20 protein-coding genes and 1 pseudogene are annotated in these 24,027 nt (G+C 72.3%); 13 read left to right on the top strand and 8 right to left on the bottom strand.

All coding sequences use genetic code 11. The features are described from left to right. Positions 1 to 50 precede the first annotated feature (50 nt). Positions 51 to 215: a hypothetical protein gene (locus VIG79_RS16445; RefSeq protein WP_331887567.1), complete on the bottom strand. Its 165-nt coding sequence runs from the start codon at positions 213 to 215 to the stop codon at positions 51 to 53. A 108-nt stretch (positions 216 to 323) separates the two neighbouring features. On the opposite strand from VIG79_RS16445, the gene VIG79_RS16440 reads away from it, so the two are divergent. After that, entirely contained in the window at positions 324 to 1,688 is a 1,365-nt protein-coding gene (locus tag VIG79_RS16440; protein ID WP_331887565.1) for a glutamine synthetase family protein, read from the top strand. 58 nt (positions 1,689 to 1,746) lie between these two features. Here VIG79_RS16440 and VIG79_RS16435 read toward each other — a convergent pair whose 3' ends face one another. Then, positions 1,747 to 2,127, bottom strand: a complete 381-nt coding sequence (locus tag VIG79_RS16435; protein WP_331887563.1) for a nuclear transport factor 2 family protein — start codon at positions 2,125 to 2,127, stop codon at positions 1,747 to 1,749. A 51-nt stretch (positions 2,128 to 2,178) separates the two neighbouring features. Then, positions 2,179 to 3,276: a class I SAM-dependent methyltransferase gene (locus VIG79_RS16430; protein ID WP_331887561.1), complete on the bottom strand. Its 1,098-nt coding sequence runs from the start codon at positions 3,274 to 3,276 to the stop codon at positions 2,179 to 2,181. A gap of 112 nt (positions 3,277 to 3,388) precedes the next feature. On the opposite strand from VIG79_RS16430, the gene VIG79_RS16425 reads away from it, so the two are divergent. The 4 genes from VIG79_RS16425 (at position 3,389) to VIG79_RS16410 (ending at position 8,713) form a co-directional block, all read left to right on the top strand. Beyond that, on the top strand, positions 3,389 to 6,508 hold the full coding sequence (locus VIG79_RS16425; RefSeq protein WP_331887559.1) for an ATP-binding protein: 3,120 nt from the start codon (positions 3,389 to 3,391) through the stop codon (positions 6,506 to 6,508). Further along, entirely contained in the window at positions 6,508 to 6,903 is a 396-nt protein-coding gene (locus tag VIG79_RS16420; RefSeq protein ID WP_331887557.1) for an SRPBCC family protein, read from the top strand. The genes VIG79_RS16425 and VIG79_RS16420 overlap by 1 nt, the downstream gene beginning before the upstream one ends. Before the next feature lie 371 nt (positions 6,904 to 7,274). Further along, on the top strand, positions 7,275 to 8,300 hold the full coding sequence (gene fbaA / locus VIG79_RS16415; protein WP_331887555.1) for a class II fructose-bisphosphate aldolase: 1,026 nt from the start codon (positions 7,275 to 7,277) through the stop codon (positions 8,298 to 8,300). Between the two features lie 2 nt (positions 8,301 to 8,302). Continuing rightward, complete coding sequence (locus VIG79_RS16410; RefSeq protein WP_331887571.1) at positions 8,303 to 8,713, top strand: DUF3151 domain-containing protein; 411 nt, start codon at positions 8,303 to 8,305, stop codon at positions 8,711 to 8,713. A 204-nt stretch (positions 8,714 to 8,917) separates the two neighbouring features. Here VIG79_RS16410 and VIG79_RS16405 read toward each other — a convergent pair. Beyond that, positions 8,918 to 9,049: pseudogene (locus VIG79_RS16405) on the bottom strand (VOC family protein); the annotation flags it as partial. A 669-nt stretch (positions 9,050 to 9,718) separates the two neighbouring features. Here VIG79_RS16405 and VIG79_RS16400 point away from each other — a divergent pair. The 3 genes from VIG79_RS16400 to VIG79_RS16390 are packed head-to-tail and all read left to right on the top strand — an operon-like array spanning position 9,719 to position 13,221. Further along, a complete protein-coding gene (locus VIG79_RS16400) occupies positions 9,719 to 10,618 on the top strand; it encodes a helix-turn-helix transcriptional regulator (protein ID WP_331887553.1) in 900 nt (299 codons plus the stop codon). Between the two features lie 60 nt (positions 10,619 to 10,678). Next, complete coding sequence (locus tag VIG79_RS16395) at positions 10,679 to 11,998, top strand: adenylosuccinate synthase (protein ID WP_331887551.1); 1,320 nt, start codon at positions 10,679 to 10,681, stop codon at positions 11,996 to 11,998. Continuing rightward, the gene (locus tag VIG79_RS16390) at positions 11,995 to 13,221 is read left to right on the top strand and encodes a glycoside hydrolase family 32 protein (RefSeq protein WP_331887549.1); all 1,227 of its coding nucleotides are present in this window, start codon (positions 11,995 to 11,997) and stop codon (positions 13,219 to 13,221) included. Before VIG79_RS16395 ends, VIG79_RS16390 begins: the two co-directional genes overlap by 4 nt. A gap of 3 nt (positions 13,222 to 13,224) precedes the next feature. Here VIG79_RS16390 and VIG79_RS16385 read toward each other — a convergent pair whose 3' ends face one another. Beyond that, the gene (locus tag VIG79_RS16385; RefSeq protein WP_331887569.1) at positions 13,225 to 15,408 is read right to left on the bottom strand and encodes a HelD family protein; all 2,184 of its coding nucleotides are present in this window, start codon (positions 15,406 to 15,408) and stop codon (positions 13,225 to 13,227) included. A gap of 182 nt (positions 15,409 to 15,590) precedes the next feature. Next, positions 15,591 to 16,616: a helix-turn-helix transcriptional regulator gene (locus VIG79_RS16380; protein ID WP_331887547.1), complete on the bottom strand. Its 1,026-nt coding sequence runs from the start codon at positions 16,614 to 16,616 to the stop codon at positions 15,591 to 15,593. Between the two features lie 400 nt (positions 16,617 to 17,016). Here VIG79_RS16380 and purD point away from each other — a divergent pair, with 400 nt between their 5' ends. Genes purD through purL form a run of 5 tightly spaced genes read left to right on the top strand, consistent with a single transcriptional unit; the run spans position 17,017 to position 22,418 of the window. After that, positions 17,017 to 18,306: a phosphoribosylamine--glycine ligase gene (gene purD / locus VIG79_RS16375; RefSeq protein ID WP_331887546.1), complete on the top strand. Its 1,290-nt coding sequence runs from the start codon at positions 17,017 to 17,019 to the stop codon at positions 18,304 to 18,306. Then, positions 18,303 to 19,187 (top strand): phosphoribosylaminoimidazolesuccinocarboxamide synthase, encoded by an 885-nt coding sequence (locus VIG79_RS16370; RefSeq protein WP_331887545.1) that lies wholly within the window; start codon positions 18,303 to 18,305, stop codon positions 19,185 to 19,187. The genes purD and VIG79_RS16370 overlap by 4 nt, the downstream gene beginning before the upstream one ends. 23 nt (positions 19,188 to 19,210) lie before the next feature. Next, entirely contained in the window at positions 19,211 to 19,465 is a 255-nt protein-coding gene (gene purS / locus VIG79_RS16365; protein ID WP_331887544.1) for a phosphoribosylformylglycinamidine synthase subunit PurS, read from the top strand. Then, positions 19,462 to 20,130: a phosphoribosylformylglycinamidine synthase subunit PurQ gene (purQ, locus tag VIG79_RS16360; protein WP_331887543.1), complete on the top strand. Its 669-nt coding sequence runs from the start codon at positions 19,462 to 19,464 to the stop codon at positions 20,128 to 20,130. Before purS ends, purQ begins: the two co-directional genes overlap by 4 nt. Beyond that, a complete protein-coding gene (purL, locus tag VIG79_RS16355; protein ID WP_331887542.1) occupies positions 20,127 to 22,418 on the top strand; it encodes a phosphoribosylformylglycinamidine synthase subunit PurL in 2,292 nt (763 codons plus the stop codon). Before purQ ends, purL begins: the two co-directional genes overlap by 4 nt. A gap of 5 nt (positions 22,419 to 22,423) precedes the next feature. On the opposite strand, the gene VIG79_RS16350 is transcribed toward purL, so the two are convergent. Then, positions 22,424 to 23,233: a fused MFS/spermidine synthase gene (locus tag VIG79_RS16350; RefSeq protein WP_331887541.1), complete on the bottom strand. Its 810-nt coding sequence runs from the start codon at positions 23,231 to 23,233 to the stop codon at positions 22,424 to 22,426. Beyond that, positions 23,230 to 24,024, bottom strand: a complete 795-nt coding sequence (locus VIG79_RS16345; protein ID WP_331887540.1) for a GNAT family N-acetyltransferase — start codon at positions 24,022 to 24,024, stop codon at positions 23,230 to 23,232. Before VIG79_RS16345 ends, VIG79_RS16350 begins: the two co-directional genes overlap by 4 nt. Positions 24,025 to 24,027: the final 3 nt, after the last annotated feature.

The following is a 24,027-nucleotide window of genomic DNA, read 5'->3' as shown; positions in this document are numbered from 1 at the left end:
ACCGTGGCAGTGGTGGTCGGTGAGCACCCCGAGCCGGTCGGACTCCGGTCTCACGAGGTGGCGGGCGCGTCGGCGGGGTTGTCCGGCGACTCGTCGAGGTGTCGGAACGCCGCGGACATCCGGTGGGCCAGCCCGGGGACGCCGAGGACGACGACGGTCACGAGGAGCAGCCAGCCGAACGCGACCACAGGGAACCAGCGGGTTGTGGTGGCCACTGCACGCTCCTGCCTGGGGTGGTTCCGACCTCTCGGCAGTCTCGTCACGCACCTATCCTTTGTCCACCCCACCGCACACGCGCATACCGAGGCCGTTGGAGGACGCCTGTGGACCAGGCCGACCGGGACCAGCGTCATAGCCGCGCGACGGAGCTCGCTTCGGCGCTCGCCGACCAGGGGGTCGTCGGCGTCGCGACGAGCTTCGTCGACAACGCCGGGATATCCCGCGTCAAGACCGTGCCTCTTGCCAGGCTGCCGGAGCTGGCCGCCTGGGGTGCCGGGTTCTCCACGGCGTTCGACTACTTCCGCGCCGACGACTGGGTCGCCGCGCCGACCAGTGGTGCGGGGCCGGTCGGCGACCAGCGGATCGTCCCCGACCTCGGCCGGCTCGTCGTGCTCGCGGCCCAGTCAGGATGGGCGTGGGCGCCGGGCGACCGCTACGAGCAGGACGGGCAGCCGCACGCCCAGGACACCCGGCTGTTGCTGCAACGGCTGGTCGACGACTGGGCGGAGCGGGACGTGACGTTCCGCTCGGCGTTCGAGGTCGAGTGGGTGGTGTCCGCCGGCTGCGGGGACGCGTTCGTCCCGGCGGCGGTCGGACCGGCATACGGGCTGGGGCGGCTGGCCGCCGTCTCGGACTACGGCCGCGACCTGCTGGAAGCCTTTGTGGCGCAAGGGATCCGGGTGGAACAGCTGCACCCGGAGTATGCGCCAGGACAGTTCGAGGTGTCGGTCGCCGCGGAGTCGCCGGTCCACGCGGCGGACACGTCGGTGCTCGTGCGCGCGACGATCCGGGCGGTCGGGCTGCGCTACGGGTTCCGGACGTCGTTCTCGCCGAAGGTCGATGCGGCCGGGGTCGGCAACGGTGGTCACCTCCACATCAGCCCGTGGCGGGCCGACGAGAACCTCATGGCCGGTGGGCCCGGACGCTACGGGATGTCGCCCGACGGTGAGTCGTTCGCCGGCGGAGTGCTGGCCCACCTGCCGGCGCTCCTGGCGCTGGGCGCGCCCAGCGTCGCGTCCTACCTGCGGCTGGTCCCGCAGCACTGGGCCGGCGCGTATGCGTGCTGGGGGCTGGAGAACCGGGAGGCCGCGCTGCGGCTGGTCACCGGTTCGGCGGGCAGCGAGGCGTGGTCGGCGAACCTCGAGGTCAAGTGCGTCGACCTGCACGCGAACCCCTACCTCCTGCTGGCCGGCGTCCTCGCCGCCGGCGCGGACGCGACGCCGCTGCCCGAGCCGGTCGACGTCGACCCCGCCTCGCTGGACGACGCCGAGCTGGCGCGGCGAGGGGTGGCCCGGCTTCCGACCACGCTGGGGGAGGCGCTCGACGCGTTCCTCGCGGACCAGGTGCTGGCGGAGGCGTTCGGGGCGCCGCTCGTCGCCTCGATCGTCGCCGTGCGCGAGTCTGAGCTGGAGGAGCTGGGCTCCTCCAGCCCGGAGCAGGTGGCCGACGCGTCGCGCTGGGCGCACTGAGCCGCCCCACGAAGTTCTGCGCTTCGCTCCGATACTTCGCGGGGACCCCGACTCAGCGTCAGGCGTCCCAGACCTGCACGGCCGTCTGGTCGACGATGAGCCCCTCCTTGACCCGGGCGACCGCGATGCAGACGACTCGCTGGCCGTTCGGGTAGCGGCAGTGCTGGGTGAAGGCGATCCGGTCGGGGGCGGCGACGCGGTCGGCGACGCGGTGGCCCAGGTTGCGGCCGCAGATGTCGCGGAAGTAGGCGTCGATCTCGTCGGTGCCCGCGAGGATCGCGGGATCGGCCGGCGGGTGGTCGCGGTCCAGCAGGCTCAGCGTGGCGCCGGGCGCGTAGTGCGCGGCGATGGTGCTTGCGTCGTTCGCTTCGATGGCGGCGGCCAGGGAGTCGAGCAGTGCAGCGGTCGTGGTGGTCGTGGGCTGAGTGGTGGTGGTCATGACGAGTCTCCTTGTTTGCGTGGGTGAAGGTGGTGCTGGTGGTGGTCGGGCTCAGTCCCGAGCCTCGTAGACGTGGTTGACGGGTGTCTCGGCCGCGATCCGGACCGAGCCGAAGCCGGCCTCCTGGAGGACGGCGGTGATGCGGGCGGGTCCGGCCTGGGTACCGATGGCCGCCTGACCGGGCTGCGCGAGCGAGCTTGGCGTGCAGATGAGGGTCGAGGCACCGTAGAAGACGCGACCCAGGGGGTTGAGGTTGTCGGCGACGTGGTCGCCGGCGCGAGGTTCGACGAGCATGAACACGCCGTCCGGGGCGAGTGAGGCCCGGATCCGGCGGGCCGCGCCGACCGGGTCGCCCATGTCGTGGAGGCAGTCGAACATCGTCACGAGGTCGTAGCCGGCGCCGGCCGGGTTGGCGGCGAGATCGAGGGCGTCGACGGTGACGAACGTGGTGTTCGCCGTGACGCCGGCCTCCTCGGCGCGGCGGCGGGCCACGACGATCGAGCCCTCGTGGTAGTCGGCGCCGACGAATGACGAGTGCGGATAGGCCGCGGCCATGAGGACCGTCGACGCGGCGTGTCCGCAGCCGACGTCGGCGACCCGAGCCCCGCGCTCGAGCTTGGGGACGACGCCGTCGAGCGCGGGCAGCCACGCGTCGACGAGGTTCGCGACGTAGCCCGGCCTGAAGAACCGTTCGGTGCCGACGAAGAGTCCGGCATCGTGCTCGTGCCAGCCGAAGCCCTCGCCCGTGCGGAACCGGTCGGCGATGGCGTCGACGTCCCGCAGGGCGCCGAGCGCGACCTGCACGCTCGGGGCGAAGTACGCCGGGCTGTCCGGATCGGCGAGGGCCGCGGCCTGCTCCGGGCTCAACGCGTACGTGTCGGTGTCTCCGTCGGTCCGGTGCGTGACGTACCCGCCCGCAGCCTGGTTGGCGAGCCAGGGACGCAGGTACGCGGCGGACAAGCCGGTGCGGTCGGCGAGGCTCTCAGGGGTGACGGGCGTGCCATCGGCCATGGCGCGGTAGAGGCCGAGACGGTCGCCGATGAGGACGAGGCCGGCGGATACCGTCCCGCCGAGGTCGACGACCATCTGGCCGATGAAGGCGTTGAGCAGGTCCGGGTCGGGTTGGCGGGTCTGGGTGATCGTGGTCATGGCGGTACCTCCGGGCGGTGGACGTAGGTGATGTCGACCACGGTCCGCGGCGCCCGTCAGGGCTGCGTCAACGAACCGTCAACGGCTCGCCGGGCCGGTCTACGCTCGTCGTGTGCTCCGGCTTCATCTGGTCGGGCGCGTGGCCGCGGAGGCCGACGGGACCCCGCTGCCCGTGCCGTCGGCAGACCGGGTCCGGGCCCTCGTCGGGTGGCTCGGGCTCCATCCGGGTGTGCAGTCGCGCGGTCGGGTCGCGGCCGCCCTCTGGCCGGACGCCGACGAGGCGCAGGCGCGGGCCCGGCTGCGGACCACGGTCTGGGCGCTGCGCCAGTCCTGGGGCGGGGCTTCGGACCAGGTGTTGGCCGGGGCGCGGGACACGCTCGGGTTCGCCGAACCTCTGTGGGTCGACGCGACCGACGAAAGTGGGCAGGAGGTCTCGGACGGCGAGCTGCTGCCGGGGGTCGACGACGAGTGGGCGGAGACGGAGCGCGAGGCGTACCGCGAGCGGCAGGCCTCGCGCTGCCGGGTGATGGCCGAGCAGGCTCTCGCCGACGGGCGGACGCGCGAGGCGGTCGGCTGGGCAAGGCGCCGCTGCGCGGTGGCCCGGTTCGACGAGTCGGCGCACCGGGCGCTGGTCCGCGCCCTGGTGGCCGACGGCGACCGTGCGGGAGCGGCGGACGCCGTCCAGCGGTTCACCGAGCGGCTCCGCGCGGACCTCGGGGTCGGGCCCAGCCCGACGACCCGCTCGTTGCACGCCGACGTCGCGTCGGGCGCCGCGCCCCGCGCGGCGGTGTCGATCTTCGGCCGCACGGCCGAGCTGGGCCTTCTCGACGCCGCCTGGCGGGCTACCACGCGCGGCAGCGGTCGGGTCGTCGTCGTCACGGGCGAGCCGGGGATCGGCAAGACCACGCTGCTCGACGAGCTGGCTCGCCGTGCCTCGGCCCGTGGAGCCCGGACCGCCGGCGCCGCGGGTCTGGACGTCGGCGGAGCCATGCCGTTCGGGGTCTGGCTGGAGCTCGCCCGCGGGCTCGCCGCTCAGGTGCCGCCCCCCGCCCCGGCGGCGCTCTGGCCACTGGAGCTGACCCGCCTGTCCGAGGACCTCGGCTCGGCCCTCGGGCGGTCGGGGGTGGCGCCGCCGGTCGCGACCCCGGAGCTGGAACGCCTGCGGGTGTTCGAGGCGTCGCTGCGGCTCGTCGAGTGGGCGGCGGCCGATCGACCAGTCCTCCTGGTGGTGGACGACGCCCACCAGGCAGACCGGGCGAGCATGCGGCTGCTCGCCCACCTCGCTCGTCGCCTCGGCGGACTGCCGGTCGCCATCGCGCTGGCCTGTCCCGACCGGCCCACGGCCGAGACGGACGTCGTCGCGGACGTCGCCGCTCGGTCGGGCGTGGGTGTCGTGCGCGTGGCCGTGGGGCCGATCACACCGGAGGCCGTGGCCGCCCTGGCCTCGTCGTTGGGCCTGGCCGGCGGAGGCGACGTCGACCGGGTGGTCGCGGCCGCCGAGGGCAACGCGCTGCTCGCCACGGAGAGCGCCCGGGCCCTGGCCGCCGGCGACAGTGGGCCGCCCCCGAACCTGCGCGCCGCCGTCCGCGTCTCGATGGGCCGGCTCAGCCCGCCGGCCCGCCGCCTGCTCGACCTCGTGGCCGCGGCGGAACGTCCGCTCACCGGTTCGGAGCTGGTCCGGCTGGGCGACCTCGCGGCCGACGACACGGTTGCGGAGGTGCTCGCCGTCGGCCTCGCCACCCGGACCGACGGACGCCTCGGCTTCCGGCACGGCCTGCTTCGGGAGGCCGCCTACGTCGACGTGTCCGACCCCGTGCCGCTCCACGCCGCCCTGGCCGAGGCCGTCGACCAGGCCCAGAGCGCCGAGGTCGCCGGGCACTGGGAACGCGCAGGCCGACCGGACCGGGCCACGACGGCCTGGGTGGAGGTCGCTACGTACGCCCGTTCGGTCGGGGCGTTGGTGGAGGCGGTCGACGCCCTCGGTCGGGCCGTCGACAACGCCCCGGATCGCGGGGACCTGTGGCTGGAGCTCGAGGAGCTGTTCGCCCTGCTCGGCCGGCGCGAGGACGAGGAGCGGACCTGGGACGTCGCCCTGACCCGGCTGCCGGCCAGATCCCTGGCGGAGGCGTGGTGCCGGCGGGGTGACCAGTTCCGGAGCGTGAGCTGCGATCCCGGCCGCTCGTGGACCGCATACCGAGAGGCCCGGCAGGCCTACCGCCGGCACGGATCGGGGGAGGACGCCGGCCGGCTGCGCTTCCGGATCGACATCGGCCTGGCGTGGAACGAGGCGGTCGCCGGCGACCCCGGTACGGCACTGATGGCGCTGGCCGAGCTCGGCCGCTCGCTGGCCGTGGACGCCGACAGCGAGGACCGCCTCGACCTCATCGACATCGGTATGCAGGGCCTCATCCGACAGGGTCGGTTCACCGACGCGGCGGAGCTGGCCCGCACCGCCCAGCCGCTGCTCGACCGCGACGACTCCGCGGGGAAGGGCTGGCGGATCACTGTCAACGCCGCCGCGGCGCTGGTCTGCGAGGGCGACGACGACGGGGCCCTGCGCTTCATCGACCGCGCGGTCGAGGACGCCAGGGAGGCGCCCGCCATCCTCGCCCGGTCCCTCGGGGCCATGGCCCACCTGCAGGCCCGGACCGGCCGGCCGGCGGAGGCCAGGGCCACGCTCGCCGAACAGGGTCGGGTCGTGGAGCGTCTCGCCGCTCCGGAGTTCGCGGTGCAGGCCGCCGCCGACGCCGGACTCGTCGCCCTGGCCCTCGGCGACCCGGTCGAGGCGGCCGACCGGCTCGGCGCGTCCCTGGACGGCGGGCTCGAACCCTGGCGACCGTCGACCGCCCTGGCCCGGGCCGAGGCGCTGGCGCTGGCCGGCGACCACGAGGCCGCGACGAACCAGCTGCGCGCGGCGCTGGAGGAACCCACGACCGCCGCCGACCAGCCCTGGTCGCTGCTCCCGCGCGTCTGCTTCGTCCAGGCCCTGATCGCCGTGGCCCGGCACGACACCCCGGAGGCGATTCGGCGGCTCGACGAGGCGCGCGCGGCCTGGGACCGGCTGCTGCCACGGGTGGGCGCGCTGACCAGCGAGGGGTACCTCGCCAACCTGCTGGACCTGGGCCGCCCCCCGGTTCTCGGCCTCGTGGAGCCGCAGCGCGAGCTGGACCGGATCCAGGCCCTGCGTGAAGGGCTGGCCGCCCGGCCCGGCAGCCCGGTGGAGGTGGCGTGATGCCGCAGTTCGACGACGAGGTCCTCGTGCGGGCGCCGCTGGAGGAGGTCTGGAAGCTCGTCCACGACCCGTCCCGGTACCCCGAGTGGTGGACGGGTATCGGGTCGGTCGAGCCCGCTCCGGACGGCTACACGATGTACCCCGAGGGTTGGCCCGACTACCCGATGCCACAACGGCTGAGCACCTCCTCGGCCGATGGTCGGGTCACCATCTCCTGCCTCGTCTCCGACCTCGAGTACCGCTGGCAGCTCACCGCCGACGGGGAGCGCACGCGGGTCCAGGTCCACGTCGACATCCCCGAGGTGGAGGCCCATCGCCTCGACACTCAGACCGCGGCGATGTCCTCGGCGCTCGTTCAGCTGGCCCGGCTCGCCGCGGCATCGACTGCTCGCTGACGAGAGACTGTCGATTTCCGCATCGGTCGGCCGTCATCCCGGTGTCCGGCTCGACCGAGCCACGACCCGAACCGAACGAGAACGGGCATGACCGAGTACGCGATCTGCCTTCTGGACGGTCTCGACGACGAGCTGCCCACGAGCCATCGGCTGCCGGCGGTCCGTGCGGAGCTGATGGTCCGTGCGGGGTCCCGGACCGGGCCGCAGTGGCGTTCGACCTGGCGATCGCAGGGTGCGACAACGAGGTGGAGCGGGAGCACCTCAGCCGTCGCCGGCAGGAGGCCCTCGGCTGAGACGGACCTGCGGCCCTCCCGGCGTGCCGTGGAAGGATGCTGGGGCGTCATCGTCCCGTTCGTGAGGAGCCCGTCACCATGCCCATCGCCACCCCCGAGGTCTACGCCGACATGCTCGACCGGGCGAAGGCGGGAGCTTTCGCCTACCCGGCGATCAACGTGTCCTCGTCGCAGACCCTCAACGCCGCCCTCAAGGGGTTCGCCGACGCGGGCAGCGACGGGATCGTGCAGGTGTCGACCGGCGGCGCGGAGTACCTCTCCGGCCCCTCGATCAAGAACATGGTCGCGGGCTCGATCGCCCTCGCGTCCTACGCGCACGAGGTGGCCCAGAACTACCCCGTCAACATCGCGCTGCATACCGACCATTGCCCCAAGGACAAGCTGGACGGGTTTGTCCGGCCGCTGCTGGCCGCGTCGACCGAGCGGGTCAAGGGTGGCGGCCTGCCGTACTTCCAGTCCCACATGTGGGACGGCTCGGCGGTGCCGCTGGAGGAGAACCTGCAGATCGCGCAGGAGCTGCTGTCGCTCTGCCAGGCCGCCAAGGTCATCCTCGAGATCGAGGTCGGCGTCGTCGGCGGCGAGGAGGACGGCGTCGCCCACGAGATCAACGAGAAGCTCTACTCGACACCCGAGGACGCGATCGCCACGGCCAAGGCGCTCGGTCTGGGCGAGAACGGCTACTACATGACGGCGCTCACCTTCGGGAACGTGCACGGCGTCTACAAGCCGGGCAACGTGAAGCTGCGCCCCGAGGTGCTCAAGGCCGCCCAGGATGCGGTGCACAAGGAGTTCGGGACGCCCGACGAGAAGCCGTTCCACCTCGTCTTCCACGGTGGCTCCGGCTCGCTGCCCGAGGAGATCACTGCGGCGGTCGACTACGGCGTCGTCAAGATGAACATCGACACCGACACGCAGTATGCGTTCACCCGGCCGGTCGCGGGCTACATGCTGACCAACTACGAGGGCGTCCTCAAGGTCGACGGCGAGGTCGGCAACAAGAAGCAGTACGACCCACGCGCCTGGGGCAAGGAGGCCGAGGCCGCCATGGCCGCTCGGATCGTCGAGGCCTGCGAGCACCTGCGTGCCGCCGGGACCCACGCGTGACGATGTCCACCGACGGCGGACTGCTGGGGGTTCCTGAGACCCGGCTGCCCGTCGACCCGGCGGCGGCCCGGCTGGGGGCCGGCGAGAGTGCCGAGACGGTGGCCGCCGCGTACCCCTCGTCGTCGCTGGCGTGGGCGCTGCTGGCCGAGCAGGCCCTCGGCGCCCACCGTCCGGTCGAGGCCTACGCGTACGCGCGGACCGGGTACCACCGAGGGCTCGACGCGCTACGGCGCGCGGGCTGGCGTGGCCAGGGGCCGATCCCGTGGTCGCACGAGCCGAACCAGGGCTTCCTCCGGGCGCTCGCCGCGCTGAACCGCGCGGCGCGGGCCATCGGGGAGACCGAGGAGGAGCAGCGCACAGCGACGTTCCTGCGCGACTCGTCCCGCGAGGCGGCGGAGACGCTCGGCGTCTGAAACACCCCACGAAGTTCTCCCCACGAGGTTCGCCGCTTCGCGTCGATCCGTCGCGAGGACCCCACGCTTCGCTCCGATACTCCGCGGGGACCCCAACCGACGGGTCAGCCCGACGTACTGCGTGGCGGCCTCGGCGGCCGATGCGACGTCGAAGAGGTTGCTGTCCGGGTCGCTCATCGTGACCCAGCGGAAGCCCTCCTCGCCGCGGCGCTCGACGAGAGTGGCGCCCGCGGCGACCAAGCGGTCTACCTCGGCGTCGACGTCGGTGGAGGTGAGGTCCAGGGCGACTTTGTTCTTGCCAGGCGTGGGGTCCTCGACCTTCTTGAAGGCCAGCATCACCGGCAGGCCCCGCCCTTGAGCGTGACGAACCAGCCGTCGTAGCGGTCGTCCAGCTCGCCGCCGGTCTGCTTCGCACACCACTGGGCTAGCTCGCGGGGGTCCTATGCGTCGACGGTCACCATGCCAGTGGTCAGGGCCATGCCCGGACCGTCACGCCCGGCGGCGACACACCCGCGGTGACGGCGCTCGGCGTCTGACTCGGGCTGCGAGGTGTGCGGCGGCTTCGAGTGGTCACGTCGCGGGTCATGTCGCGGGTCATGTCGCACGAGGGGTCGCGATAGCCGCCGCTGCTGCGACATGAGGTGCGACATGACGGGAGCGCGGCGGGTCGGAAACCCGGATTCCGGTGGGGGCCGCGGCGTCAGGATCGCGCGGGCGCCGACACCCCGCGACGACGACCGTGGACGAACGCCTACCCCTGGCGTCGGAGATCGTCCACGCTGACCGAAAGCCGGGTGAAGCCAGCGATCCGGAAGCCGGGGAATGGACCCCCGATGTGTCCACTCCCCGGCACCTGCCCCCCTTGTGGGCAGCGGATCACCGGCGCAAGCCGTGCCGCAGGCGTTCGGCGCCATCCCCAGAAGGCGCCGAACAGCCATCGTTATCCAATCACCTCGACTGACGTTGCTAGTGGTCAACACCTGCCAATGTCCCTAAGATGCCACCGTGGCCCACTCCGACATGCCCGGCTCGGACCTGATTGACGAAGACCCCCGCGAGACGATCTCGCGCCTGATCGTCGACGAGGAGGCGCGCCTGCGCGTCCGACAGGCCGATCTCGCGACCGCCCGGAACGCCTTGGTCCGGCTGCACGACCTCGGCGCCGCGCCCGCCGTCCCGGCCATCACGCCGATCACCGTCGAAGTTGCTCCGGCCCTTCTGCGCAGCCTGCTCGACCAGACGACGGGCCCGGTCCGCAACGCGGTGATGCGGATGGACGTGGGATCCGGGACCAGTGAGGACTGGATGAGCTACAACCTCCAGGTCGTGCGTGAGGGCAAAGAGCAGCGCACCCTCTACGACGACTCCGTCCTCGAGAGCCCGCTCCTCGCGGCCGACATCGCCGAGTGGGCGGCGGCCGGCGAACGCCAACGCGTGCTGGCCGGAGTACCCAGCGAGTTCGTCGTCTACGGCGACCACGCCGTGGTGGGTCCCGAGGTCTGGGGTGACCCGGCGTCCCAGTACGTCGTCGTGCGCGACCGGATGATCGTCCTGGCCTTCGTCGACCTCTTCGACCGGCTGTGGTCGGCCGCGTCACCCATCCCCGCCCGGAGAGGGGCGGACCAGGGGGAGGACGAGCACCTGCTCGACCTGCTGAGCCGCGGTTTCAAGGACGAGGCCATCGCGCGCTACCTCGGCTGGAGCCTGCGAACCGTGCGTCGCCGCGTAGCCCGGCTCATGGACGAGCTCGGCGCCAAGACGAGGTTCCAGCTCGGAGCCGAGGCGGTCCGGGCCGGCCGGCTGAACGCCTCGGGGACCGGCAGCCGGTCCGACACGGGACCTGCCGCATACCAGGGTTCGGGAACTACCCCGCTGCAGTTGGGTCGTCGGGAGCGCAGCGGATAGCCTCGCTGCGCGCTCGGCCGACGACAGAAGCCGTGCGGACGGGCTCGAGGAGGTGCGCGGATGCCGGCCGTGGTGCTGGTGGGCGCCCAGTGGGGCGACGAGGGCAAGGGCAAGGCGACCGACCTGCTCGGCGACAGCTGTGACTACGTCGTCAAGTTCAACGGCGGCAACAACGCGGGTCACACGATCGTCATCGGGTCGGGCGAGACCGCCGAGAAGTATGCGCTGCACCTGCTCCCGAGCGGGATCCTCACGCCGACGTGTACGCCCGTGATCGGCAACGGCGTCGTCGTCGACCTCGCGGTGCTGTTCCAGGAGATCGACGGGCTGGAGTCCCGGGGCGTCGACACCTCGAAGCTCGTCGTCAGCGCGAACGCGCACGTCATCACGCCCTACAACCGCACCCTCGACAAGGTGACCGAGCGGTTCCTCGGGTCGCGACGGATCGGGACGACCGGCCGCGGCATCGGCCCGACCTACGCCGACAAGATGTCGCGGACCGGCATCCGCGTCCAGGACCTCTTTGACGAGAACATCCTTCGCCAGAAGGTCGAGGCGGCCCTCGACATCAAGAACCAGGTCCTCGCCAAGATCTACAACCGCCGCGCGGTCCTCGCGGACGACGTCGTCGGGGAACTGCTCTCCTACGTCGAGCGGCTCCGGCCGATGGTCCGCGACACCTCGCTGCTGCTGGAGGAGGCGCTCGACCGTGGCGACACCGTACTGCTCGAGGCCGGCCAGGCGACGTTGCTGGACGTCGACTTCGGGACGTACCCGTTCGTCACGTCGTCCAACGCCACCGCCGGCGGAGCATGCACCGGTTCGGGGATCCCGCCCACCCGGATCGACGCGGTCATCGCGATCCTCAAGGCCTACACGACGCGCGTCGGCGAGGGCCCGTTCCCGACCGAGCTGTTCGACGACCACGGCGAATACCTCCGCAAGACCGGCGCGGAGTACGGCACGACGACCGGGCGGCCACGCCGCTGCGGCTGGCTGGACACCGTGATCGGCCGCTACGCCACCCGGATCAACGGCGTCACCGACTTCGTCGTCACCAAGCTCGACGTCCTGACTGGGCTCGACACGGTGCCGATCTGCGTGGCCTACGAGGTGGACGGCGTCCGCCACGACGAGATGCCGATGAGCCAGAGTGACTTCCACCACGCCGTGCCGGTTTACGAGGAGATGCCCGGCTGGTGGGAGGACATCTCCGAGTGCCGGACCTTCGCCGAGCTGCCGGCCAACGCCCAGCGCTACGTCGAGCGCGTCGAGGAGCTGATCGGTGCGCGCGTCTCCGCGATCGGCGTCGGCCCCGGTCGCGACGCGATCATCGAACGGCACGAGATGCGGCAGGTTCGCGGACGGGAGGCGGGGTGAGCGAGCCGTCACGGGCCGGTTTCCACATCCAGCCGGCCAAGGGCTGGACCAACGACCCCAACGGGATGGTCTTCCGCGACGGACGATGGCACGCCTTCTTCCAGCACAACCCGGCGGCTGCGGTCCATACCGACATCCACTGGGGTCACGTCTCGAGCGACGACCTCGTCTCGTGGCGTGAGCACCCGGTGGCGTTCGGTCCGATGCCCGGTGGCCCGGACGAGGGCGGCTGCTGGAGCGGCGTCTGCGTGGACCTCGGCGACCGGGTGGCCGCCGCCTACACAGGCATCGTCACCAGCGCGGTCGACAGCACGGTGTGCGTTCGGTATGCGACGGACCCGGACCTCGACGCGTGGTCGGACCCGGTGGTGGTGGCAACCGCTCCGGGGTCGGGCTCGGGGGAGACCCCGGTTCGCGAGATGCGCGACCCGTTCCTCTTCTTCTGGGCGGGACGGCGCTGGGCGGTGCTCGGCGCGGGCCTCACCGACGGAACGCCCGCCCTCCTGCTCTACTCGTGCGACGACCTCGAGGCGTGGCGGTTCGAGCGGGTCTGGCTCACCGGTGCCGACCCGGTCCTCGGCGCCCTGGCGCCGGCCGAGATCTGGGAGTGCCCGCAGCTGGTCGAGTTCGACGGGTCCTGGGCCCTGCTCGTGTCGTTGTGGCGGGACAACCAGCTCGAGCACACGGTGGCCGCCGTCGGGTCGATGTCGACCGCCCTGGACGGCTCGCCGGAGCTCAGCGTGCGCGGTGGCGCCCGCATCGACGACGGACGGTCCCTGTATGCGCCGCAGGTCGCCCTGGACCCGGACGGCCCGTGGTTCCTCGGCTGGGTGATGCAGGTCGGCGACCCCGGCGAGGTCACCGAGGACGCGGTCGCGGGGTGCCTCACGCTCGTCCGCCGGCTCCGCCTCGACGGTGACCGTGTGCTCAGCCGCGTCGACGCCCGCCAGGCCGGTGTACTCGGCGAGCCGGTCGTCGCCGAGGAGGGACACCTTCCCGCACACGCGCAGGTGGCCGCCACGGGTGATGCCGTGACGCTGCGGGGGAACGAGCTGTCGGTGACCCTGCAACGCGGCGCGGAGGCCTGGTTGGACGGCGAGGTGCTCGAGGTCTACCCGCCGGACGCCCCGCCGCGCACGTACCGGGACCCCGGGACGGCGGTCTGGCGCCTCACCGAAGGCGCCGCCGACGCCACCGTGCGCGAGGTCCGCCCGCAGCGCTGACGCTCAGCGCAGAACGGTCATCCGGTGGGCCGCTCGGGTCAACGCGACGTAGAGCACCCGGGCGCCGCCCGGGGACTCGGCGACGATCGCGTCGGGGTCGACGACGACGGTGGCGTCGTACTCGAGGCCCTTCGTCGACATGGGGTCGGTGACCTGCACGCGGCCGTCGGGGCCGGCGCCCAGCGGGGCCAGGACGGCGGCGTGGTGCGACGGGGTGATCACCGCGACGGAGCCCTCGACCTCCCCCAGGAGCCGTTCGACCGCCGCCGCCACCGACGCATACACGTCGGGGCCGAGCGGTCCGTCGACGGGTTCGACCCCCGTCTCGCGCACTGCCTGGGGGATGTCCGCGTCCGGAACGCTGCGCCGGATCATCGAAGCGGCGTAGTCGAAGATCTCCCGCGCGTTCCGGTAGTTCGTGTCCATGTGGAACAGCCGGCGCGGCTGCGTCCCGAACGCCTCCTCGCGGGCGACCGCGGACTCGGCGGCGTCCGGCCAGGAGCTCTGCGCGGCGTCGCCGACGACCGTCCAGGACGCATACCGGCCGCGGCGGCCGAGCATCCGCCACTGCATCGGTGAGAGGTCCTGCGCCTCGTCGACGAGCACGTGCGCGTAGTCCTCCGGGCGGCCGATCCGCCCCTGCAGCAAGCGTTCCCGCGCATCGTGGGGGGTCAGGGTGTATGCGGGTTCGACCCGGTCGGGGAGCGCTCGGCCGCCCAGCTCGGAGACGCCACGCGAGGACAGGTCGTCGAGCTCCTCGATCTCGTAGAAGCCCCGCTCCTCGCGCGGGGCGTCCTGGACCGGGCCAAGCCGCGCCGCGACGTCGTCGACGAGCGCGACGTCGGCGACCGACCAGACGCCGGTTTCCAGGGCCAGCCGCATCGAAGCGAGCAGCTGCGCCCGCTCCTCGTCGTCGAGAACGCCCTTGGCGTAGCGGGTCAGCCGATCCTCGTCCGCGAGCCAGAGCAGCACCTCGCGCGGGTCCAGCTGCGGCCACCAGTTCTCGAGGAAGGTGGCGACCTCGAGGTGGTCCTCGAACCGGCTCACAAAGTCCTCGCGCTCGGGGTGCCCGCTCTGCCGGTAGGCGGCGTCGGCGAGCAGCTGGACGACCGTGTCGTGGGCGAGGTTCCGCTGGTGCTGCCGCAGCGCGCGCGACCTCACCTGGTCGAGGGTCTGGCGAGGAAGCCGCACGGCGAACCCGGCCACGAAGGCGCGAAACTCCTCCGGCCCGTCCGGGACGGCGTCGTGGGCGGCCCGCGACAGCACCTGACGGATCCGCAGGCTGCCCTTGACCGCCGCCGCTGCAGGGGTGTCGAGGCGCTCGGTGCTGACGGCGTCGACGACGTCGCCGAGGGAGCGCAGCGTGACGGTCTCCTCACCGAGCGACGGGAGCACTCGCTCGATGTACGAGGTGTAGGCCGCGGAGGGGCCGACGACGAGGATGCCCCCGGACTCGTAGCGACGCCGGTCGCTGTAGAGGAGGTAGGCGGCGCGGTGCAGGGCGACCACGGTCTTGCCGGTACCGGGGCCGCCGGTGATCTCGGTGATGCCGCGGGCACTCGCCCGGATCGCCTCGTCCTGGTGTCGCTGGATGGTGGCGACGATGTCGCGCATCCGGGTCCCGCGGCTGCGGGTCAGCGCCGCCATCAGGGCCCCGTCGCCGACGACGACGAGGTCCGGTGGGGCCTCGGCGACCATGAGGTCGTCCTCGATGCCGACGACGTCGGACCCCTTGCAGCGCAGCACGCGGCGGCGCAGGACGCCCATCGGTTCGACGGGGGTCGCGCGGTAGAACGGCGACGCGGCGGGGGCGCGCCAGTCGATGACCAGCGGCTCGTAGTCGTCGTCACGGACGCCGAGCCGGCCGATGTAGCGGACCTCGCGCTCGGGGTCGCCCTCCCCGTCGGGTTTCGGCGGGTGGTCGATGTCCAGGCGGCCGAAGACCAGCCCCTCGTACTGGCTCTCCAGGGCGTTGCGCCGTCGCGCGGCGTGGAAGACCAGGGCGTCGCGCTCGAACAGCCCGGTCAGCTCCTCGTCGCGAGCGGTACCGACCCGGTCCGTACGCCCGCGGGCCAGGCCGTCGGCCTCGACGAGACCGGCGCGGGTCCCCGCCTTGACCAGCTCTGCGTAGACCTGGTCCACGTGAGCCTGTTCGACGGCGATCTCGTCAGCCACAAGGGCCGACATCGAGTCCGCCCTGCTGTCCGAACCGGTCACACACTCCGCCTGGCGAGTCTCGTTGTCGGCGGTCCGGACCCATTGCGAGCTGTGTCGCTCAGGTCAGGCCGCCACGATGGGAACGTGTGAGTCTAGTCCGGTTGGGTGGATGCTTTCGCCAGCCGTCCGTCTCATGGTGAGCGGCCCGTCGGTCAGAGCCAGCCGCGGTGCACGGCCTGCACACCCGCCTGGAACCGGGTCTGCGCCCCGAGCCGCTCCATGACGTGGCGGACCCGGCGCTCCACGGTCCGCTGCGAGAAGCCGGTCTGCCGGGCGATCGCCGCGTCGGTGACCCCGGCGGCCATCAACCGCAGGACGGTGGCGTCGCGGGCGTCGAGCTCGCCCTCGGCGTCGTCCCCGATGGGGGTTCCGAGCTGCCAGAACCGGTCGAACACCCGGATGCCCGCCGAGACGGCCCCCTGCGCGTGTCCCTTGAGTCCTTGCGGACCCTTGCCGTCGCCGGTCCACTCGACGATGCACGTGGTCTCGTCGACGACGACGACGCTGAGGGGGATGTTGGTCATCGAGCGCTGGGCCTCGCCGCCCTCGCGACGGGCCGAGAGCGCCGTGAGCGCCCCCGGCATCTCGAGGACCTGGGTGTCCCAGACGGTGAGCATGTCCACTCGCCGACCGCCCACCCCGATGGTCGGCTCGCGGTGCGACCCGAGGGGCGATGCCATCAGCTCCCGGGTTCGCGCCGTCATCCCGCGGAGGCAGCGAACCGAGTTCTCGGCCAGGGCCACGGCCTCGTTGGTGGCCGCCCCGACGTGCTCGAGGTCCATAAGGACCTCCAGGGTGCCGTGCGAGTCGTCGTCGTCGTTCCGCGACGCGTTGTAGATGCGCGAGAGACCGTCGGCGGCGGCCCGGGCCGCGCTCGCCCGGCGCTCCAGCAGAAGGGCGTGCTGGGTGAGGGCGGTGAGCGGCGGAGGGACGTCCAGCGCCCCGCCGCTCCGTAGGACGACGAGCCCGCGTTCGGCCAACGTCTGCAGCGCCGGGTCCAGCCGGGCGGCCGGAATTCCTTGTGCGAGGAGGAGCTCGCGCGTCGGCCGGGGGATGCGGATCACCGACAGGTAGACGCGCGTGGCGTCGTCGTTCGGGGACTCCAGCCACGCAAGTGATCGCGGCTCGGGTTCCGACTCGCGCCGGGCCGGGGGTGATATTTCCGGTATGTCCGGCACTTGACACCCCTCCACTCCACGCTGCCGGGCCCGAGCTGCTGGCGGAATTCCGCCACTGACTCTACTCCGACAGTTGACCTCTTTACTAAGTCGCGCTTGTTTGCCATTGTGGGCCGTGTCGGTTGCGATCGACATTGCCCCGACGCCGCGGGTCCCCCTCCCAGCGGCGCGGAGCGAGAAGCGCGGTGTTCCCGGGTGATTGTCCCCCCTGCCTCCCGGGAGCACCGCGCCCCGCTTTCAGGGCGCAACCGGCCTCCGGCGGGGCTCGCGCCGCCACTCGGCTTGACGCTGCGTCAAGGGACTCGACGCGGGCTGCAGGGGGCGTCAACTCGCTCGATGCTGCGTCAAGCCGACGAGACGGGCACAGCGCCATCGAGGCGTGGGTCCTAGGGTGGTCGCCGTGGCCGGCTGGGTAGTCCTCGTCGTCGGGTCGGGGGCGCGTGAGCACGCCCTCGCCAGGGCCCTCGCGGCGGACGACGCGGTCGACGCCGTGGTGGCGGCCCCCGGCAACCCGGGCATCGACACCATCGCCCGGTGCGAACCGCTGGCCGACGTCACCGACGCCGACGCCGTCCTCGCGATCGCCAACCGCCTCGCCGTCGACCTCGTCGTCATCGGCCCGGAGGCGCCCCTGGTCGCCGGCGTGGCCGACGTCCTGCGCGCCGCCGGGTTCCTCGTCTTCGGGCCGTCCGCCGCCGCCGCGCAGCTGGAGGGCAGCAAGGCCTTTGCCAAGGAGGTCATGGCCGCGGCCAACGTCCCCACGGCGCGCGCCCACGTCTGCACCACGCCCGAGGAGGTCGACGACGCCCTCGACGACCTCGGCTCGCCGCACGTCGTGAAGGACGACGGACTCGCCGCCGGGAAGGGTGTCGTCGTCACGAACGACCTCGACGAGGCCCGGACCCACGCCGCCGCCTGCCTGGCCAAAGCGGGCGGCCGCGTCGTCGTGGAGGAGTACCTCGACGGCCCCGAAGCCTCCGTCTTCTGCGTCACCGACGGCACCACTGTCCTCGCCCTTCCCCCCGCCCAGGACTTCAAGCGCGTCGGCGACGGCGACGAGGGGCCCAACACCGGCGGCATGGGCGCGTACTCGCCGCTCGACTGGGCCCCCGCTGCCCTTGCGGACCTCGTGGTCGAACGCATCGCGCAACCGACGATCGACGAGATGCGCCGCCGGGGCACCCCGTTCGTAGGCGCCCTCTACGTCGGCCTGGCCCTGACCTCCAAGGGCCCGCGTGTCGTCGAGTTCAACGCCCGCTTCGGCGACCCCGACGGCCAAGTCTCCCTCGCCAAGCTCCGCACCCCGCTCGGCACCCTCCTCCACGCCGCCGCCGACGGCCGCCTCGAGGAGATCGACCACCTCCGCATTGACCCGGCCTACGCGGTCAACGTCGTCGTCGCGTCGAACGGGTACCCCGCCGCCCCCCGGACCGGTGACACCATCGCCGGCGTCGAGTCCGCCGAGACCGTCGACGACGTCTACGTCCTCCACGCCGGCACGGCCCGGGACGCCGACGGGCTCCTCGTCTCCGCGGGCGGCCGGGTCCTCGACGTGGTGGCCACCGGCGCGACCCTCGCAGAGGCGCGCGACGCCGCATACCGGGCCGTTGCGGAGATCCAGCTGGCGGGCGGCCACCACCGCACCGACATCGCCCTCGCGGCGCAACGTGGAGAGGTCACCATCGGATGAGCGCGCCCACCCTGCCGGGCTACACCCACGTCTACTCCGGCAAGGTCCGCGACCTGTACGCGCCGGACGACGCCCCCGATCAGCTGCTTCTCGTCGCCTCCGACCGCATCTCGGCGTTCGACTACGTCCTCGACACCCCGATCCCCGACAAGGGCGCGGTGCTCACCCAGCTGAGCCTGTGGTGGTTCGACCGGCTGTCCGACGTCGTCCCGAACCACCTCGTCTCCACCGACGTCCCGGCCGACGTCGCCGGCCGCGCCGTGCTGTGTCGCCGCCTGGAGATGGTCCCGGTCGAGTGCATCGCCCGCGCCTACCTCACCGGCGGCGGGCTCAGCGAGTATGCGGAGAAGGGCTCGGTGTCCGGCGTCCCCCTCCCGCGCGGGCTGGTCGACGGCGACCGGCTGACCGAACCGGTCTTCACCCCGACCACCAAGGCCCCCGTCGGCGAGCACGACCTCCCGATGACCGCCGCCGAGGTCGCGGAGCTCGTCGGTGCGGACATCGGCGACCTCGCGGACGGCCTCACCCGGCGGATCCTGGCTCGGGGCAACGAGATCGCCATCGAGCGCGGCATCATCATCGCCGACACGAAGGTCGAGTTCGGTGTCGAGCGGACCGACGGGAAGCCCACGCTGATCCTCGCCGACGAGGTCCTCACCCCCGACTCGTCGCGGTTCTGGCCGGCCGAGGAGTGGGAACCCGGCCACCCGCAGCCGTCGTTCGACAAGCAGTACGTCCGCGACTGGCTCACCTCCCCGGCCAGCGGATGGGACCGGAGGTCCGGCGAACCGCCGCCGCCGCTGCCCGACGACGTCATCGACCGGACCCGGCAGAAGTACGTCGACGCATACCAGCGGCTGACCGGTCGCCGGTTCGGCTGAGCCGCCTCGGTAGCCTTCGCCCCATGGGACGGATCGTCGTCGACGTCATGCTCAAACCCGAGATCCTCGACCCGCAGGGCCAGGCCGTCGCCGGTGCGCTCCCACGGCTGGGCTTCGACGGGATCACCGACGTCCGCCAGGGCAAGCGGTTCGTCCTCACCGTCGAGGGCGAGGTGACCGATGACCACCTCGCCCGTGTGCGCGAGGCGGCGGAGACCCTGCTCTCGAACCCGGTCATCGAGGACGTCGTCTCCGTGACGGCCGAGGGCGGCTCGTGAAGGTCGGGGTCGTCACCTTCCCGGGCTCGCTCGACGACCGCGACGCCGCCCGTGCCGTGAGAGCCGCCGGGGCCGAGGCGGTCGCCCTCTGGCACGCCGACCGGACCCTGCGCGACGTCGACGCCGTCATCCTGCCCGGCGGCTTCTCCTACGGCGACTACCTGCGCTGTGGCGCCATCGCCCGCTTCGCCCCGGTCATGGAGGAGCTGGTACCCGCGGCCCGCGGCGGCCTGCCGGTCCTCGGGATCTGCAACGGGTTCCAGATCCTCTGCGAGTCTCACCTGCTGCCCGGAGCGCTGATCCGCAACGACCATCGGAAGTTCATCTGCACCGAGCAGGTCCTTCGCGTCGAGAACGCCTCCACCGCCTGGACCTCCGACCTCCAGGTCGGCAGCCACATCACCATCCCCCTGAAGAACGGCGAGGGCGGTTACGTCGCGGACGAGGCCACGCTCCGACGGCTCGAGGGCGACGGCCAGATCGTCTTCCGGTATGTGGGGCGGAACCCCAACGGGTCCTACCGCGACATCGCCGGCATCACCAACGAGCGCGGCAACGTGGTCGGCCTGATGCCCCATCCGGAGCACGCGGTCGAGGACGGCTTCGGGCCGTCCACCGACGGGCTGGCCTTCTTCACCTCCGTCCTGAACCGGGTGGCCGCGTGAGCGTCGCCGCCCGCGTCGACACCGTCGAGGTCGCGGCCTCCGACGCGCAGACCAGCCAGCCCTGGAGCGAGCTCGGCCTCAAGGAGGACGAGTACGACAACATCCGCGAGATCCTCGGCCGTCGCCCGACGTCGGCCGAGCTGGCCATGTACTCCGTCATGTGGTCGGAGCACTGCTCCTACAAGTCGTCCAAGGTCCACTTCGCGCTATGGGGCGAGAACACCACCGACGAGATGCGCGAGAAGCTCCTCGTCGGCATCGGCGAGAACGCCGGCGTCGTCGACATCGGCGACGGCTGGGCGGTGACGTTCAAGGTCGAGTCGCACAACCACCCGTCCTACGTCGAGCCCTACCAGGGCGCCGCGACCGGAGTCGGCGGGATCGTCCGCGACATCATGTCGATGGGCGCGCGGCCGATCGCGATCATGGATCCGCTCCGCTTTGGCAACCTGCACCACCCCGACACGCTGCGCGTCCTGCCGGGGATCGTCGCCGGCGTCGGCGGCTACGGCAACTGCCTCGGTCTGCCCAACATCGGTGGTGAGGTGGTCTTCGACGACTGCTACCAAGGAAACCCGCTCGTCAACGCGCTCTGCGTGGGCGCCATGCGGATCGAGGACATCCACCTCGCGTCGGCCCGCGGCGCCGGCAACAAGGTGGTCCTGTTCGGCGCCAAGACCGGCGGCGACGGCATCGGCGGCGTCTCGGTGCTCGCCTCGGAGACGTTCGCCGAGGGCGGCCCGACCAAGCGCCCCGCGGTCCAGGTCGGCGACCCGTTCGCCGAGAAGGTGCTCATCGAGTGCTGCCTCGACCTCTACGCCGCCAAGGTGGTGGCCGGCATACAGGACCTCGGCGGAGCCGGGTTGTCCTGTGCCACCAGCGAGCTCGCGTCCAACGGTGACGGTGGGATGCAGGTGGCGCTCGACCTGGTCCCGCTCCGGGACGCGTCGCTCCGGCCCGAGGAGATCCTCATGTCGGAGTCACAGGAACGGATGATGGCCGTTGTCGAGCCGAAGCACCTCGACGAGTTCCTCGCGATCACCGGCAAGTGGGACGTCGAGGCCACCGTGATCGGCGAGGTGACCGACGGTGACCGACTGGTCATCACGTGGCACGACGAGACCATCGTCGACGTCCCGCCGCGGTCGGTGGCTCATGACGGCCCGGTCTACAACCGACCGCTCGCGCGACCCGTATACCTGGATTCGTTGCAGGAGAACGGAACTCACGGCCTCGAGCGTCCCGTCACTGGTGCGCAGCTCCGCGCGACGTTGCTGACGATGCTCGGCAGCCCGAACCTCTGCGACAAGTCCTGGGTGACCAAGCAGTACGACCGGTTCGTCATGGGCAACACCGCGCTCGCGATGCCCGACGACGCCGGCGTCGTCCGGGTCGACGAGCAGACCGGACGCGGCGTCGCCGTCTCCACCGACTGCAACGGCCGGTTCGCGAAGCTCGACCCGTATGCCGGTGCGCAGCTGGCGCTGGCCGAGGCCTACCGCAACGTCGCGACCGCCGGCGCGGCCCCGCTGGCCGTCACCGACTGCCTCAACTTCGGGTCACCTGAGGACCCGGGCGTGATGTGGCAGTTCCGCGAGGCCGTGCGCGGGATCGCCGAGGGCTGCAAGACGCTCGGCATCCCGGTGACCGGCGGGAACGTGTCCTTCTACAACCAGACCGGCGACGTGGCGATCCACCCGACACCGGTGATCGGCGTCCTCGGCGTCATGGAGGACGTGTCGACGCGCACCTCGACCGGGTTCCGGACCGACGGCTCGTCGGTGTTCCTCATCGGTCAGACCCGCGACGAGCTGGACGGGTCCGAGTGGGCTCACGTCGTCCACGGCCACCTCGGCGGCCGGCCGCCGTTCCACGACCTCGACCACGAGCAGCGACTGGCCGGTGTCCTCGTCGAGGCGGCCCGCGAGGGGTTCCTCGACGCGGCCCACGACCTGTCCGAGGGCGGTCTGGCGCAGGCGCTGTGCGAGTCGGTGCTGCGCCACGGCGTCGGCGTGAAGGTGTCACTGAAGCACGTCCACGAGGATGCGTTCGTCGCGCTGTTCTCGGAGTCGGCGGGGCGCGTCGTTGTGTCGGTCGTCCCCGGCAGCGACGACGATCTGCTCGCGCTGGTCGAGGAAGCGGGGCTGCCCGTCGCCCGCATCGGGACCGTCGACACCGACACCGACGGGCTCGTCGTGTCTCTCGGCCACGACGACCGCATCGAGGCCGACCTCGTCACCCTGCGAGACCGGCATACCGGCACGCTGCCCGCGGTCCTCGGCCGCTGACCGGGTCAGCGCACCGTCCAGGCTCCCGGGTCCGGGGGTGCGGGGGACGGCTCGGCGTCGTCCTCGGTCAGCGGACGCGCCCCCGAGACGAACCGGTCCAGCTCGCCCGCGTACCGGACCCCGGCGGGGAACGCCAGCCGCGAGACGCCACGCCGAACGGCCGCGACGTTCAGCGGCGTCACGCTCGCGACGACCACGGAGTTGCCGAACCGCCTTCCGCGCAGCACCTCGGACGTCGCGAGGACGAGCCGGTCCGCATACCCCGCCGCCGGCAGAGTCGCGAGCACCCGGCCCAGGAACCGGCGCCGCGGCTCGTCGGCGACGTTGAGCAGCAGCACGCCGTCCGGGCGCAGGGCGCGGCGAACATCGGTCAGGAAGGCCACGGTCGTGAGCTCCGCAGGGATGCGGCCCTGCGCGTAGGCGTCGACCACGACCAGGTCGGCGCTGCCGTCGGCGAGCGCCCGCATACCGGACGCGCCGTCCACGGGCCGGACCCGGATCCGGTGCCGACGCGGCAGCGGCAGCTCGCGGCGCACGACCTCGGTGAGCTCGCCGTCGGGTTCGAGCACGATCTGGGTCGAGCCCGGACGGGTCGCCTCGACGTAGCGGGGCAACGTCAGTCCGGCGCCGCCGACATGGGTCACCGCCAACGGACCAGGCGGCAGCGTGTCGGCGACGAGGGCGAAGTGCTGGACGTACTCGAACACCAGCAGTAGCGGGTCGTCCGGCTGGACGTAGGACTGCGGCGTCCCGTCGACGACCACGGTCACGCCGCCGTAGGAGTCACGGTCGAGCCGGATCCGTGGCTCGCTCACGCGAGTGGCTGCTCGACGATGCGCTCCTCGCCGTAGCGCGCGAAACCGAGGCCGGTGAGAATCGGGGAGGAGGTGTCCACGACGCCATGGGTCAGGCCCAGGGTGGCCCCGCGCGCCTGCGTCACGCGCAGCCGCTGTGCCAGCACGGCCCGGTAGGCACCGCGTCGGCGGAAGCGGGTATGCGTCGCTCCTCCCCACAGCCGGCACACCGGTCCCGCCAGCGTCCACCCACCGGTACTCGCCGGCTGACCGTCCACGTAGGAGACAAGAATCCCCACGGAGTCGTCCTCGAGGCCGCGCCGCGCCTCGTTCAGGGCGGCTATGTGCCGTTCCGGGGCGACGTCGGGCTGACCGAAGCCGTCGGCGGTGACCTCGAGCATGTCGGCGACCGTCTCCCGGTCGCTCACCCGGCGGACCTCGACGTCCGGAGGTGTGCCGAAGTCGGGCGTCTCCGAGCCGATGGGGAGGGCCAGGACGTCCATCCGCTCGGTCGTCGAGCCGCCCCGGGAGACGACGACGGCTTCGAGATCGCGAGGGACCGTGACGTCGGTCAGCCGCCACCCCAACGTGGTCGACCCCAGGTCGCGCGCCGCGCTCTCGATGTCGTCGGCGAGATCCTCGGCCCGGCGCGACGACCCCAGCACCCACACCATGGTGGCCAGCGGCAGATAGAACGGCGGGTGGACGACGACGAACTCGTCGGTCCTGGTCGACGTCGCGCCGTCCGGCACCCACCGCCACTCGTTGGAGGCCGCCACGACGCGCTCCGCTGTCCAGAGGTCGTCGGGCATCCG

The organism is Lapillicoccus sp. (assembly GCF_036559105.1).
Classification (GTDB): domain Bacteria; phylum Actinomycetota; class Actinomycetes; order Actinomycetales; family Dermatophilaceae; genus Lapillicoccus.
Note: the sequence above shows the minus strand (reverse complement) of the source record. Positions and strands in the feature narration are given on the sequence as shown.